This is a genomic window from Microcoleus sp. POL10_C6 (assembly GCF_036701585.1).
GTDB lineage: Bacteria > Cyanobacteriota > Cyanobacteriia > Cyanobacteriales > Microcoleaceae > Microcoleus.
In genome coordinates this window covers 32,327-47,102 of record NZ_JAUBRB010000008.1, presented here as the reverse complement: position 1 = coordinate 47,102, position 14,776 = coordinate 32,327, and the positions used below count along the sequence as shown (strand labels likewise).

12 protein-coding genes are annotated in these 14,776 nt (G+C 44.5%); 5 read left to right on the top strand and 7 right to left on the bottom strand.

The window, feature by feature from the left end:
* Positions 1–469 precede the first annotated feature (469 nt).
* Positions 470–1,393: a DUF2382 domain-containing protein gene (locus QUA34_RS06640; protein ID WP_333385071.1), complete on the top strand. Its 924-nt coding sequence runs from the start codon at positions 470–472 to the stop codon at positions 1,391–1,393.
* A gap of 54 nt (positions 1,394–1,447) precedes the next feature.
* Positions 1,448–2,413: an S-layer homology domain-containing protein gene (locus QUA34_RS06635; protein WP_333385068.1), complete on the top strand. Its 966-nt coding sequence runs from the start codon at positions 1,448–1,450 to the stop codon at positions 2,411–2,413.
* A 23-nt stretch (positions 2,414–2,436) separates the two neighbouring features.
* Here QUA34_RS06635 and QUA34_RS06630 read toward each other — a convergent pair whose 3' ends face one another.
* Together QUA34_RS06630 and QUA34_RS06625 are read right to left on the bottom strand one after the other, a co-directional pair.
* The gene (locus QUA34_RS06630) at positions 2,437–4,068 is read right to left on the bottom strand and encodes an alpha-amylase family protein (RefSeq protein WP_333385066.1); all 1,632 of its coding nucleotides are present in this window, start codon (positions 4,066–4,068) and stop codon (positions 2,437–2,439) included.
* Between the two features lie 427 nt (positions 4,069–4,495).
* Complete coding sequence (locus tag QUA34_RS06625; protein WP_333081830.1) at positions 4,496–5,071, bottom strand: DUF3611 family protein; 576 nt, start codon at positions 5,069–5,071, stop codon at positions 4,496–4,498.
* 1,442 nt (positions 5,072–6,513) lie between these two features.
* On the opposite strand from QUA34_RS06625, the gene QUA34_RS06620 reads away from it, so the two are divergent.
* Both QUA34_RS06620 and QUA34_RS06615 read left to right on the top strand, forming a co-directional pair.
* A complete protein-coding gene (locus tag QUA34_RS06620; protein ID WP_333385063.1) occupies positions 6,514–7,365 on the top strand; it encodes a DUF1206 domain-containing protein in 852 nt (283 codons plus the stop codon).
* 201 nt (positions 7,366–7,566) lie between these two features.
* On the top strand, positions 7,567–8,535 hold the full coding sequence (locus QUA34_RS06615; protein WP_333385060.1) for a TIGR03885 family FMN-dependent LLM class oxidoreductase: 969 nt from the start codon (positions 7,567–7,569) through the stop codon (positions 8,533–8,535).
* An 18-nt stretch (positions 8,536–8,553) separates the two neighbouring features.
* Here QUA34_RS06615 and QUA34_RS06610 read toward each other — a convergent pair whose 3' ends face one another.
* The 3 genes from QUA34_RS06610 to QUA34_RS06600 form a co-directional block, all read right to left on the bottom strand.
* Positions 8,554–9,372, bottom strand: a complete 819-nt coding sequence (locus QUA34_RS06610) for an ion transporter (protein ID WP_333385057.1) — start codon at positions 9,370–9,372, stop codon at positions 8,554–8,556.
* A 296-nt stretch (positions 9,373–9,668) separates the two neighbouring features.
* On the bottom strand, positions 9,669–10,562 hold the full coding sequence (locus QUA34_RS06605) for a DUF2382 domain-containing protein (RefSeq protein ID WP_333385054.1): 894 nt from the start codon (positions 10,560–10,562) through the stop codon (positions 9,669–9,671).
* A gap of 535 nt (positions 10,563–11,097) precedes the next feature.
* Positions 11,098–12,336 carry a HetZ-related protein gene (locus tag QUA34_RS06600; RefSeq protein ID WP_333385052.1) on the bottom strand — a complete coding sequence of 413 codons (1,239 nt, stop codon included), beginning with the start codon at positions 12,334–12,336 and terminating at the stop codon, positions 11,098–11,100.
* Positions 12,337–12,379: 43 nt separating this feature from the next.
* On the opposite strand from QUA34_RS06600, the gene QUA34_RS06595 reads away from it, so the two are divergent.
* On the top strand, positions 12,380–12,664 hold the full coding sequence (locus QUA34_RS06595; protein ID WP_333385049.1) for a hypothetical protein: 285 nt from the start codon (positions 12,380–12,382) through the stop codon (positions 12,662–12,664).
* Between the two features lie 192 nt (positions 12,665–12,856).
* Here QUA34_RS06595 and dtd read toward each other — a convergent pair whose 3' ends face one another.
* Positions 12,857–13,312: a D-aminoacyl-tRNA deacylase gene (gene dtd / locus QUA34_RS06590; RefSeq protein WP_333385046.1), complete on the bottom strand. Its 456-nt coding sequence runs from the start codon at positions 13,310–13,312 to the stop codon at positions 12,857–12,859.
* 307 nt (positions 13,313–13,619) lie between these two features.
* Positions 13,620–14,759: a GTP-binding protein gene (locus QUA34_RS06585; protein WP_333323039.1), complete on the bottom strand. Its 1,140-nt coding sequence runs from the start codon at positions 14,757–14,759 to the stop codon at positions 13,620–13,622.
* Positions 14,760–14,776 lie beyond the last annotated feature (17 nt).

Genomic DNA, 14,776 nt, shown 5'->3' with positions numbered 1-14,776 from the left:
ACGTCATTTTTTTTCTTGAAGGTAATTTAATTTTACTTAATCATCATTACCAGAATATCTACCGATGGGCATAATATTTTTAAGTTAAAAATTTTAAATATCAAAAGTAGTAACTTCGCTTATAAAATCGAAACTTCCTTTAAAAAAAACCAGCAGCTCCTTTAGAGATGCCCTTAATTTTGTAGGATATCTCCTAGTTAAAGTGATCGTAAAACCTAATAAATCCTTGTGAGAGTTGCTGGCAGAAACGTTATAGGTTGGCTCCACCCAACCTACGAATGATTAGATAAATTTACCCCCTTGAGTACAGGAAATCTAAATTCATCTACCTAAAGATAGAAAAATATAAAAAAATATCGCTATCTTGATGATTTTCAATTTGCTGAATCATTCATAAGAAGGAAGTATTAGAGCTGATATCTATCTAAAGTAGGTACACAAGTTGATGTAGATAGTACAGGAAACAACTATGTTACTTTACAAAATTGAGGATTTTAATCCCAACTACCGCCAAGCCGCTTTTGAGGACGACGATATCAAAGGACTGGATGTGTATGGCGGAAGTACCGATGATAAAATTGGCACGATCGATACTGTGCTGGTAGATGAGACAGGACGTTGCCGCTATTTTGTGGTAGAGACTGGTTCTTGGATTTTTGACAAAAAAGTTTTACTTCCCATCGCTCTTTGTCGCATTGATTTTAATGGGCGGCGTGTTTACGCTACAGGTTTGCGGAGTAAAGACCAAGTGGAAAAACTACCCAGGTATGAGCATGGGATGGCAGTTGATTACGATTATGAAGAACAAGTGCGGGGTATTTATCGAACTTCAACAGTAGAAGCGTCTGTACCAGTAGAAGCATCATTACCTTTAGAAGCACCTGTGCGAGTTTCTACAACACATTCGGTCTCGCCTCAAGCTAGTAATCCTGCTTATGACCGGGATACCTATACTTACGAGCGAGAGCCCCAATTGTATCAGATGAACGAACAGGATCATCAAAAACTCAAACTGTACGAAGAACGATTAGTTGCAGATAAAACCCGTCGCAAAACAGGCGAGGTAATAATTGGCAAACAAGTTGAAACCAAAACGGTACAACTGGAAGTTCCTGTAGAAAAAGAGCGAGTTGTGATTGAGCACACAACTCCAGAATATGCAGGGAGTCGAGTAACTCCAGATACCGCCTTCAAGCAAGAAGAAATGGCACATTTTGAAATCTACGAAGAAAGTGTGGATATCAAAAAGCAAGCGTTCGTGCGCGAGGAAGTGCAAGTCAGAAAAGAAGTTGAGCAAGATACGGTTGAGGCAACAGACACAGTACGTCGCGAAGAGTTAGATGTAAAAAAAACAGAATCGGATGCGGAGCGGAAAAAAAGTAATCCGCTTTAACTCAGCCAAAGAGTATCGTTAAAAAAAAATGCAAAAATCAGGAGGAAATTTATCATGTCTACTCGCAGGCATTTACCGTCAATCAGCGTAGCCTTTTTAGCTTTAGCAATTAGTGTCAGTGGTACTGGGTTTGTGCTAAGTTCCCAGCAAGTTGCTGCTCAACAAGCTAAATCGAAATTTCCTGATGTACCGCCGAATTACTGGGCGCGTCCGTTTATTGATTCCTTAGCTGAAAAAGAGATTGTTACCGGATATCTAGACGGAACTTTTAGACCCAAACAGGCTGTAGATCGGGATGAATTTTCGGCGATGATCCGCCAAGCTTTTAATCGAGCAAGCGTTAGAAAGATACCGAGTGGAAGTTACTTTAAGGATGTGCCTAAAAACTACTGGGCAGAAACTCCGATTCAAGAAGCTTATGAAACGGGATTTATGAATGATTTTCCCGGAAATGAGTTTCGTCCGAAGCAGCCCTTGACGAAGGCACAAGCATTAGTTGTGTTAATGAGGGGTTTAAATATGGATTTCAATCCCCCTGCTGTCAAAACTGATCGAGCTGCTGCAACTCCAGCAAGGCAAACTCCAGTAAATAAACGTCGAATTGCTAGGAACCGTTTGGCATTTCCCCTCGCAGCGACTGTTTTGATGCAGCCATTATTACCTGTAGTGGCAAGGCAGCCGCAGGCTGCTGCGCCCGCACCTAAACCGACTAAGGCTGTTCCACCAACAACGACAAAAGCTGCAACTGCGCCTGCTAAAAATTCGGCATTAGATTTTCTCAATTCGTACTATAAAGATGCCGAGAAACTTCCTAAATATGCGGTTGAACCCGTGGCAGCAGCGACAAAGGCAAAGATAGTGGTCAACTATCCAGATCCCAGAGTTCTTAATCCGAACGAGTTGCTCAGTCGGGGTAGTGCTACTGCCCTAATTCATCAAGCTTTGGTCAATCAAGGTCAGATAGAACCGCTTCCAGACAAGAATACTGCTAAGTACATTCCTACGAGCCCACGTCGCTAGTTCTGCCATCAACTTTAACTTTTTTACGCCTGGATTCGATTTACTCGAAACCAGCGATAGCCGTAGGCTTCTAAGGGAATAGAGGGCGAGTCGGCACCGAGAGGTTCATACAGCTGATCGCCAAATAAATCGCACAGATTGCTGTATTCGTGAGATTTGAGCGTAGCGGTACAAGGCTTGTCGGCTAGATTGTGCACAGCCATCACCGTCCTGCCTTGCCAGTCGCAGCAGTGGGCTAACACCGAGGGAGAGTCGGTTTCCAGAAGGTGCCACTTCCCCCTACCCAACTCAGGACATTGCTTGCGGATGCTGATTGCACGTTCCATCCAGTTAATTAATGAGCCAGGATCGCGCTGCGCTGCGGTGACATTGACTTGTTTGTAACCGTATTCTCCGTGGGCGATCGCAGGTCTGGCAAGGGCATCAGTTGCAGCCGTCGAGAAGCCACCATTCGCTGCATCTGACCATTGCATCACCGTGCGAACGCTGTCTCGACCTTCCAGCGAAAGGTCATCCCCCATGCCAATTTCTTCGCCATAGCGCAGCATGGGTGTACCAGGCAGGGTGAAAAGCAAACTGTAGATTAGTTCAATCCGGCGGCGAGATCCTCCCATCATCGGTGGTAAGCGGCGACGAATCCCGCGCCCGAAAATTTGCATAGTTTTCTCAGGGGCAAACGCTGCAAAAATTTCCTCTCGTTCCGATGAAGTAATGCGGTCTAGCGTCAGTTCATCATGGTGGCGCACAAAATTAAGCCACTGACAAATATCAGGAATATCCGGTAAGGTTTTTAGTCCCTCGCGCAATGCGGTGGATTCTTGACGCGCCAAGGCCAAAAACAGATGCTGGTTCAGCAAAAAGTTGAACAGAATGTGCATTCTGTCGCCCTTAGCAAAGTAGATAGAAATTTGCTCGCGATCGACATTTGCTTCTGCCAGCAACACTGCATCACCCTGACGCGATGACACAAAATCTCTCATTTCCTCCAAGAAACCTCGCAGGCTTTCGGGGTCTGCACCTTCAATGCCAATTCCTTTAATTAAAAAGGGAACAGCATCAATGCGAAATCCAGACACACCCAGTTCTAGCCAAAAACCCATAATTTTGCAGATTTCTTCTCGTACCGCCGGATTGCCAATATTCAAATCTGGCTGTTCTTTATAGAAGTGATGCAAATAGTAAGCGTTTGCTTGTTCGTCGTACTCCCAAATACTGTCCTCAGCATCGGGAAACACCAGCAATTCTGGATCAGTTTTGGGTGGATTTTCTGACCACACGTAGTAATTGCGATACTTGGAGTTTTTATCGCTTTTGGCTGCCACAAACCAAGGATGCTGATTGGACGTATGATTTACTACCAGATCGATGAGCACGCGAATTCCTCGTTCCCTTGCTTGGTGCATGAACTCGACAAAATCTCCCAGGGTTCCGAGTCTCGGATCAATGTTGTAGTAATCCATCACGTCATAACCGTTGTCCCGGTTAGGGGAAGGATAAAACGGCAGCAACCACAAACAAGTAATTCCTAGCCCGGATAAATAGTCTAGGCGGTTGATAAGTCCCTGAAAGTCGCCGACACCATTGCCGTCCGAGTCCATGAAGGTTTCAACATCGAGGGAGTAGACAATTGCGTTTTTATACCAGAGGTCTTTCATATCAGTAAATTTCTTAATAGAGAAACGGTGTAACATGGCTGTGTTCAGAAACTGCCACAGGGCTATTGAGCAAGCTGAATTCCACGGCTATAGCTCATCCTTCGGAAGATAATTCTAAGTCGTATTTGTACCCCTTAAAAATATATCAATATAACGGTATATTAAACATCTATCAAGATAATACATTACGTTTTTTCAATTAAAAAACGGTCGATCCGGCTGACTACAGTTAGCAGGAGCGATCGCTAGGAATTTCCGATTCGATGTTCATCCAAATAGCCAATTAGTTTAGCTTGTAGCTGCACTGCCTTCGCTCTCTTTCGCCAAGACAGTGCACCAGCATAAACATTAGTTAAATCTGCCAGCGCTTGTAAGTGCTGACGGCATAGGAGTTGTGTTTGCCTTTAGCGATCGCCAATGCTGCCAACTACTCCTCTACCCAATTGAGTAACCCAAGAGAAGTAACAGCTCCAAAAAAGTGAGCGCCAATCAGATTGACGTTTGCCATCGTCACAAAAATATCTAGGGAACGAATCACATTTTCTGGCGAATAAGCTGTCATCGCTTGGGGCTGACTAAGAGTTTTTGCGAGGACTAAAGCAACTGTTTCTTCAGAAGCAACAAAGGCGATTAATACCCCCACCAAACTAGAAACTAATCCAATCCGTAAGGTGTGAGTAATATGTTCTTTGCTGGGATAGACCTGGGAATTTTCGGCGTGCAAAAGTCTGCCTAAAAGCCTATAGCGAAAGTCCCAAAATATTCTAAAGCACAGCAATAACAGACCAACTATTGCTAAAAATACCCCGAAACCAATACCTGCATTATTGGTTTGTTCGCTCATGTTGCGACCCAACATAGCAAATAATAAAACAATGCCGGAAACAGCACCCAAGAATAACTGTATCCAGAAGCTAAATCTACTAAACAAGCGAAAAGTTGCGACGAATTCAGTTTGGGTCAGCGGTTGCGACAAGGGTTCTGGTTGATTAAGTTGATTCATTATATACACCTTATTGCTGAATTGATCGTGAAAGCAAACGACGTAAGAAATAGGTTCTGCTTGTCTTCCTGTCGCAAGCGATCGCCTTGTGGTTAGCTATTAGAGTTTTCCTGAAAAGTCAGTTAAGGGCAGGACAGGATGCCGGATGTTTGGGAACCGAATTCGGCAATTTCCGGTAAATAAAAGGTTGAACTCAACACAGCCACTGCCGTTGTGGTTGATTGGATTTTCCTCAAATCCTCCCGGTTCTGAACAATCAACTTCTTGCGACACTGGGGATTTAGAGTCTTAAAAATCGACTTAGGCAAAACGTCTCTTGTTTCTGTTCACCATCTCAAAATCTTGCTTCTATCTCCATTTAATCTAACTAGCCAGACCTTGCCATCTGTCTGATGCCATAAGAAAATATCCCCCTGATGGAAGATGATTGAGGAAAAAGTTATGATACAGCTTTGAGTTAAGTGCGATCGATCGCACTATTGGCGATCAATGCTTGATTCCCAACAGCCACACTGGGGCGCATCCATTCTTACAACATCCATAAGCTAGTTAGGGCAGCTATTCCAGATTCCCAACTATTCATATGCGAGTTGGGAGCTATTCGTTGCAAGCAAGATTACCCGGACATTTTTTTATCACCTTCCGAGTATTGACCATTTAACCCAACAAATTAAAACGATTTTTATGTGAACAAATTCGCATATTAATCTGTTATAGCAATCCTTGCAGTAGTCATAAATATTTTACCTCACCCCAACCTTCCCCGCGAGTTCGGGGAGGCAGTAAGAAATTCAAGGATTTACGCTTTTTATATTACAACCATTATTGCTTTGTTGGGCAAGTGATACTGCTTTGTCTCAACGGAGTTGTGGCATTTATATGCGCTTTTATTCCCTATATCGGCGAATTTTTAAGCGTAATTTTAGCAGGGCTGCTTTTATTAGATTAGCATTGGAAAACAGGTGAGGTGTTGTTGCTATATTTCCTAATTAAACAAATTGCAGCCGGAAATTTTGTCACCCCTATCCTTATGAAAAAGCAGGGATATTTGCTTTCCAATTACACATTAGCATTCTAGACAGCATTTAAATTTTTATTGGTTTTTTTGGGATTATTTTCAGCGCCACCCATTCTAATTGTTATTAAAACTTTGGTTAAAGAAGTTTGAATCAAAGATATACTAGACTGCTGGTCTACTGCTCCATCAGGGAAGCTATCTCTTAGCCCATAAAGCGAGATTTGTCAAGGCTAATAAATGTGAAATTTATCACTCAATCAACCGCTGACACTCCCGCTCAAGACAGATGAAAAAAATCTCTAAATAAGCTAATTATTAAGTTAATAAATGATAATATAAATCGTTTGTTTAAGAACTCAGGTAACTGGAAAGGAATGCAGCATTGCCTATGCCAGCAGTCGTTAACAACTAAAGTATAAAAAATATGAAACGGGACAACTCACCCACCGACAGCATTAAAGACTCAATTGGACAGGCAGCTTCTCATCCCTGGTTTGAGCGACTGGCAAGATTGGGATATGCTTCCAAAGGCTTAGTTTACTTTATTGTCGGTTTTCTAGCAGCACAAGCAGCCTTTAGTATGGGCGGCAGGACAACGGATACTAGCGGTGCATTATCAGAAATTGTTAACCAACCGTTCGGTAAATTTATGCTATTTCTGGTAACGATTGGCATTATTGGTTATGCCCTTTGGCGTATCGTTCAGACAATTCTCGACCCAGAACACCAAGGACAGAAAATGGATGCCAAGCGAATTGCCCAACGCATTGGCTACGCCTTAAGTGCTTTAGGTTATGCAGGTTTGGCTTTAACGGCTGTAAAACTGATAATGGGTTCGGGCCGTAGTAATAGCAATACAACCGAAGATTTGACAGCCCAAATTTTAGCGCAACCGTTTGGACAATGGTTGGTAGGATTGGCGGGATCAATTGTTATTGGTGTAGGCTTTTCTTATTTCTACGAAGCATATAAAGCCAAATTTCGCCGCCATTTCAAGCTAGATGAAATGAGTCCAACCGAGCAAAAGTGGGCGACACGGTTGGGTCGATTTGGAATTGCTGCCCGTGGAATTGTTTTCGTTATAATTGGTTTTTTCTTAATTCAAGCAGCAAGGCTATCGGATGCCAGTCAAACCAAGGGATTGGGCGAGGTGTTGGCAATTCTGGCACAACAGCCTTTTAGTCCAGTGATTTTGGCTCTAGTACCTTTGGGTTTAATTGCCTATGGCATCTACTCGGTAATTGAAGCTCGCTATCGGCGAATTTTCCACTCATAAGCTTGCTCGTTATACAGAAAGTTATGAATTTTGAGTCCAAGATTATTTTGGGTGAATTAAAAACTTATCTAACTCAAGACTCAAAACTTTTACTAGCCGTCCTGGTTAAATCACCTGCTTTTAAGTCTGGATATTTTAACTCAAAACTCAGCGCGGACACGAAGGCACCGCCCCTACTCAACTCAAAACTCCTAAAAACTTATGGCACAAATTGGTTATCACGCTTCCCACGAACAGTTTAAGCCCAGCGAACTGCTGAAATATGTCCAAATGGCAGAACAAGCTGGCTTTACCCATGCCCTTTCTTCCGATCACTTTCATCCTTGGAGTGAAGCGCAAGGACAAAGCGGTTTTGCTTGGTCTTGGTTGGGTGCAGCAATGCAAGCAACGCCAACGCTTTCCTATCGAGTTGTTTGCGCTCCCGGACAGCGGTATCATCCGGCTATTATTGCCCAAGCTGCGGCAACGTTGGCAGAAATGTTTCCCAATCGTTTTTGGCTAACGGTTGGCAGCGGTCAAGCCTTGAATGAACATATTACTGGGGATAAGTGGCCTACTAAGAGCGATCGCAACACACGCCTCAAAGAATGTGTCGATATTATCCGCGCCCTTTGGGCAGGAGAAACCGTCACCCATCGCGGTTTAGTGTGCGTAGAAGATGCAAAACTCTATACCCGCCCGGAAATTCTCCCATTAATTATCGGCGCCGCAGTTACCCCAGAAACCGCAGAATGGGTGGGCAGTTGGGCTGATGGATTAATTACGACTTCTCGCCCACCTGAAAAGTTAAAAAAAGTCGTCGATGCGTTTCGTCGCGGTGGTGGAGAAGGGAAACCAATGATTTTGAAAGTGCAGCTTTCCTATGACAGTAATGCAGAGAAAGCACTACAAGGCGCTCATCATCAATGGCGTAGTAACATCTTCAAAAGTAAAATGCTGACAGAACTGATAACACCCGATCAATTTGATGCCGCCGGGGAGTTTGTGCAACCAGAGGAGTTATATCAACACGTCCGCATCTCGGCAGACCAAGAGCAGCATATTGAGTGGTTGCAAAAAGATATTGAATTGGGGTTTGATCAAGTAATTTTGCACAATGTTAACCGAGAACAAGAGCAGTTTATTGAGGTATTTGGCGAAAACGTAGTGCCAGCGCTGACCAAAACTTGATCTTGGCATCTACCTAATTCAAGACTTTGAATTCTGATTCAATAATTGCTGAATCTCAGCCCGCAAGGCAGCAATTTCAGTTTGAAGTGCTGTAATTGATTTCGATCCTGCTAATTCTGCTTCGTCATCCTCTGCATCGCGACCAATAAAAAATGTGGCGATGGTCGCAGTTACATAACCAAAAACCGCAAACGCATAGAGTGCCAGAACAAGGCAAAGTATGCGACCTTCTGGCGTTTTGGGCCAATATTCCGAACCCATTGTCATCATTAGCATAGCCGTCCACCATAAGGCTGTGCCGTAATTATTTAACCCGGAGGAACCATCGGCGACATCTTTTTCAAAAGCATACATCCCTGCTGCACCTACCAAGGTAATAATTATCGTTAGTCCTACGACATAACCAAATCCGCGACGGCTAACACTCGCAGCTAATGCCCGCATCCCTCGATTCGTACCAGTCATAACTCGCAACAACTGCAAACTTCGCACAGCCCGTGCTGTTTTGAATGCTCGCACAACTCGTACAATCCTCAAGGTACGCAAAGCAGGCAACAGCAGAGAAAAAGCCGTTATCCAATGGCTTTTGATATAGGAAATTTTGCGGGGAGCTAAGGCAAATTTAACTAGAAAATCGGCAATAAAGATAATCCAAATAGTCGTGCTAACGACTTCTAGCAGTGGATTTAATCCCCAAATTAATTCAATAGTAAAGAGGGCTAGCCACACAAATGCCAGCACCAGCATGGGAGCTTCCAGCCAATCTTCTAGCTGTTGGAAAATCTCGCCTTGCTCTTGTTCTATGGCTTGTTTTTCGGCTAGGTTGGGGTTGTTCATCTACCTACCAAATCATTAAAAGTTGGTCTTTTACGCTGCATTTTAGCATAAGCTTTCGCCAACGGCACAGCAGTAAAGCCGTGGGGGATTATTGACGCGCAAATAATTAGGCTACTAATGACCCAAGCTAACTCTAATCCCGTTTTACGTAGCCCCAGCATGGCATAGAAAATCGCTGCCGCACCCCTTGGACCAAACCATCCTAAAAACAAAGTATCCTACCAGCTTTTTAGCTGACCCAGCTCATGTGGGCGAAGACAGCGCAACTACAAAACCTTGTTCAATTCATTCGCACTCTAACGCCCTTCCCTCTTCACCTCCAACTCTTCACGACGCAGTGTTTCCGTTGCCTCAACAATCTCCGTTTCAACTTCTTTCCTGATGTTAACTTCTTCGCGCACAAAAGCTTCTTTTTTGAGCTCAGCAGTTTCTTCGTAAACTTCCATACGCATCACCTTTTCCTGCTGGAATGGAGTATCCCGATTTACGGGCGCACCTGCCTTTCCGGGAGTTACACTCTCAATTACAACTCGCTCTTTTTCTGTTGGAATTGAAACTCGTGCCGTTTCGGTTTCTACTCGCTTGCCAATTGCTACCTCGCCAGCTTTGTGACGGCTTTTTTCTGCAACCAGTCGTTCTTCGTAGAGTCGGAATTTGTGATGCTCGCGCTCGTTCATCTCATACAATTGAGGCTCTTGTTCGTAAGTGTAGGTGTTGCGGTTATAACCAGCAGCCCTAGCTTGGTTAGAGACAGAACGCGGCATAGAAACTGGTGCAGATGCTTCTAAAGGCAATGATGCTTCTACAGGTGCAGACCCTTCTACCGTTAGAGTACGATAAACACCCCGCACTTGTTCTTCATAATCGTAATCAACTACCATCCCATCCTCATACCTGGGTAGTCTTTCTGCTTGGTCTTTACTCCTCAAACCCGTCGCGTAGATGCGCTCTGCATCAACATCCACTCGACAAAGAGCAACTGGAACTAATACCTTCTTGCCAAAAATCCAGAAACCTGTGTCAACAACAAAATATCGGAAACGTCCTGTCTCATCAACTAGCGCGGTATCGATGGAGCCAATCTTCTCATCTGTATTTCCAGCATAGATATCCAGGCCTTTGATATCTTCGCCATTAAAAGCCGCTTCGCGGTAGTGGGGATTAAAATCTTCAATTTTGTAAAGTAACATAGGAATCCTTCCCTTTCTATCTACATCAACTTATGCCTCCATTTTAGATATAACTCAAATTTGATGCTTCCTTCTTATGAAGTATTAAATAAAACAGAATAGTACGATGAGTATATTTATTTTAATTTTTTTCTGTCTCTGGATAGATGAATTCTCATTTTTTATCCATCTTCCGCTCCCTCAAGTTTCGCAATTTGAACTTTGAACAACTTTGCCTTTGTTATACTACTCCCTATGTTTAAATATTATTATGAATATATGCAATGCCGCCTCTTCAGCCAGCAATTTTCCATAACTGATAACTCATGAGTAATAACTAATAAAAACAAATTCCCCGGCCTAACCAGGGAACGAAAGATATTCAAAAAAGTAATGTTGTTTTAATAAATTGAATTTGCCAAAAAGCGGCGATAATTTAGTAGCAGCGATTGTTGATTTGAGAGCGGACGCCGGGGCGGGCAGTCCTGTACAGGTGCCGCACCCGATCGCATTTTCCAGTCTCAAGAAAACAGTTGCATTCATATTTGAGTACCACTTAAGCTTGGTTGCTGTTGCGAGTCTGGCTAGCCAGCTCCAACACTTGCGCCCAGCGTTTTTGGACTTGTTTGGGAGTGCATTTGAGCGCGGTGGCGATCGCCTTGTCGCTTTCTTGATTCCGCTTCATTTCTAACAGTTGCTGCATTTCGGGCGCAAGTTGAGCGCGAAATGCTTCCCATTTGTCCGAAGTCATTCCCAGCTTTTGATCGACATCAGCACCCAGCCATTCGTGGACGAGTTTCCAATTTTGAGTGCGGGCAAATTTTTCGACGTGATACTTGAAACGTTGTTGCAAGTAGTCGCGCTGGCGGGAAGACAAACCGAGCGCGCGGTCAATTTCCGAAGCCGAAAGGTCTTGCAATTTTAAAGTTAAGTAATTCACGCATTCTGGCTGATTTTGCGATTCCAGATAGGCGATTAATTCCGAGACTACTCGATCGCGCAGCACAGCATCAGCAGGATCGACAGTTTCCGATACCATTTGCTCGCGCACTTGTTGCAGCGCCGGAGAGCGGCTGTAAATTTCTGCATCTTCTCCCTTGCCGGATTCTACAGCCATTTCAATGTCGATCGCAGTTTCGGGAGGCTGACCCTTGGCAAATCCTTGAGCGCGCAACACGATCAGGCGCTGGCGGTTGCGGCCGGGTAAGCCGATTTGGCGCTTGGCGTAGTGTTCGGTGAAAGCCATGTACTCAGCCAATTCTAGCTGCGTGCGGGGCTGGTAGGTGACATCGAGTTGGTGTTCGCGGCGGAAAGCTCGGAGAGATTCGATGTAAAAGCCTTGCAAAAAGTCTTCAATCATGTTGTAGCGAGCTTGGAAGTTCAAGTTCGATCGGAAAGAAGCAACATGGCGGTAAATCATCGCCGCGAGGTGAGAATGCAGTTCGACGCGGCCTTGTTTGGAACCGAGGCGGTAGTATTGCAGGGTTTTTTGCAACCGGTGCTCCGCCAAGGTGATTTGCCAAGCTTCAACTTCGCCGGAAATTTGGATGCGATCGCTTTTTTGGCAAATCCGTTCGACTTCCTTAGCAATCCGCATCGCCACTGCTTGAGCGCTGCGGCTGGCAGTTTTCATTTCCGCTTGCAATTCTTTGAGGGCGAAGTTAGCCAAAGCGAGGATATCGATGCTTGGAAGAGAATTGATTTCGGCGATTTGTTCGCTGGATGCAGCCGGAATGCTGTTGAGGTCAGAAGCGGTGTTGCAGTTGACGGTGTTGGTGGCAGCTTTGACAGTCATGGCGTTTATCGGGTGGTAGGACACAGCGGGTGTGCGAGGACATTTGTCAGAGAGTGAGGCGGCAGTTGCTGGCGGTTTCGCTTGCTGTGCTGATTCAACTCTCTATACATTGAATGTTACGGAAGTAGAGATAACCGTAGTTATGCCAGTGTTCCACTCTCTCATGCAACAGTTTTTGGCTGCTGAATCTGATTCTAAGCGCTGGCTGTGGAAGATTGGTTTTATTGCCGTTAAAGCCTTACTGTACAAGCATTCTGAGCTGTTATTGGGGTGGGGCGATCGCAAGGAAAATGGAGGTTGCTGCCAGGCTGCTGAGTGGACAATCTAATAACTGGCTATTTGAGGCGGTTTTGGGCGTTAGAGATTGTGGAATCGAGACTTGGCAGAGTGTAGCTAACTGCAATGTCTTCTGAAGCTACGCAACAGCAGTTAGGAAACCCGGTTAATCTGAAAATTTGATCTTATTCAAGAAGGAAGAAGGAATAAGAAAGAAGCACAGAGAGCTTTGTTTGCCAACAACTCACCCCGATTCTCTCTCTAATACCAAAGTCACCGGCCCGTCATTCTCGATCGAGACTTGCATCATCGCTCCAAAAACGCCTGTTTCGACTTTTAAGCCGCTTTGGCGCAACTTTTGGACAAATTTCTCATAAAAAATTTCGGCTCGTTCAGGAGCTGCGGCTCGGTCAAAAGAAGGTCGCCGACCTTTGCGACAGTCCCCGTAGAGCGTAAATTGACTGACAACCAGCAACTCGCCGCCGATGTCTTGTACTGACTTGTCCCAGCGCCCGGTATCCCCGGCCGGATCGGGAAACAAACGCAATTCCAGGCATTTCCGAGCCATCCAATCGAGTTCTGCTTCGGTGTCGGTGTCTGCAATACCTACAAGCAAGTTAAGTCCGCAGCCAATTTTGCCGACAATTTGACCGTCAATTTCGACTTGAGATGATTTGACTCGCTGGATGATGACTCGCATGGGAAATTAGAAATGCTTAAATTTAAAACTAAAAATCAAAAGGTCAACTTACCTTTTTAATAGGAATTATGAAAAAAAAATAGGTTTCTCGGATAAATCTTGGTTTTAACTTATATCTTGCACCATACTCAAGAACAGGCAAGATGCCTGTTCCACAAAGAGTATATTTTCTTGTGGAACAGGCCGGAAAGCCTGTTCCTAAAAGGCTAATTGAGAGTGGTGCAAGATATAAGTTTTAACCGCGAAGTCTCGATGAAAAAACCTGGTTTCTAGCCAGCGCACGTCTGTTCTGTTTAATTTTCAACCTTTAGTTTTTCCCAAAACCTTTGCCGCGATTGGTTGAAGGCATACAAAGACAGTTTTCGAGTTGCGATCGCAAAGTCTCGGTATCCAAACCCTGACCAATGAGAACAAGCTGGTTTTTGCGATCGCCTTTCCACTCGTCGTCATCCATCGAAAATCGCTTCCCGCTCAAGTGAAAAATATGCCGTTTAGGGCTTTCTTCAAACCACATAATTCCTTTCGCGCGAAACACATTTGTTGGCAGTTGTTTGTCTAAGAAATATTGAAATTTTCTCAGAGAAAACGGCTTGTCACTTTGGAAAGAAATTGAGGTAAATCCGTCATTTTCTAAATGGTCGGAGTGGTCGTGATGGCTGTGGTCGTGATGGCCGTGGTCGTGATGGCCGTGGTCGTGATGGTCGTGATGTTCGTGGTTGTGATGGTCGTGATGTTCGTGGTCGTGATGGTCGTGATGGTCGTGACTGCTAGGAGTTTCTTCAGATTGGAAATATTTGTCCGATTCAAACAATCCGACGCTGAGGACTAGCGGTAGGGGAACTTGCGATTTTACAGTTCGCAGAATTCGAGCACCTTCTTTGACATCCCGAATCTTAACTTCCAACAAATCTAAATCTGCTTCTTCTACCAAATCTGTTTTGTTGAGGATAATTATATCGCCATAAGCTATTTGACTGTACGCTGCTTGAGAGTTGAACAAATCTAAGCTGTAGTTGGCTGCGTCTACTACTGTAACTATCGAATCGAGACGAGTCAGGTCGCGCAGTTCTGTGCCTAAAAAAGTCATCGCTACTGGCAGCGGGTCGGCGAGTCCGGTTGTTTCGACTACTAGATAATCAAGATTTTCTTGACGTTCCAGAACTTTGTAAACTGCATTAACTAAATCTTCATTAATTGTGCAGCAGATGCAGCCGTTGTTCAGCTCAACCATGTTGTCGTCGGTGGTGACAATCAGTTCGTTGTCGATGCCGATTTCGCCAAATTCATTGACCAAAACTGCTGTTTTCAAACCCTGCTGGTTGGTCAGGATGTGGTTGAGCAGGGTTGTTTTGCCACTGCCGAGAAATCCTGTAATAATTGTAACGGGCAATCCGTGTTTGGGAGCGTCCATCGCCAGTTCTGTCTCGGACTGAGTTGTAGATTGCATAGCTTGAATGTCAAATA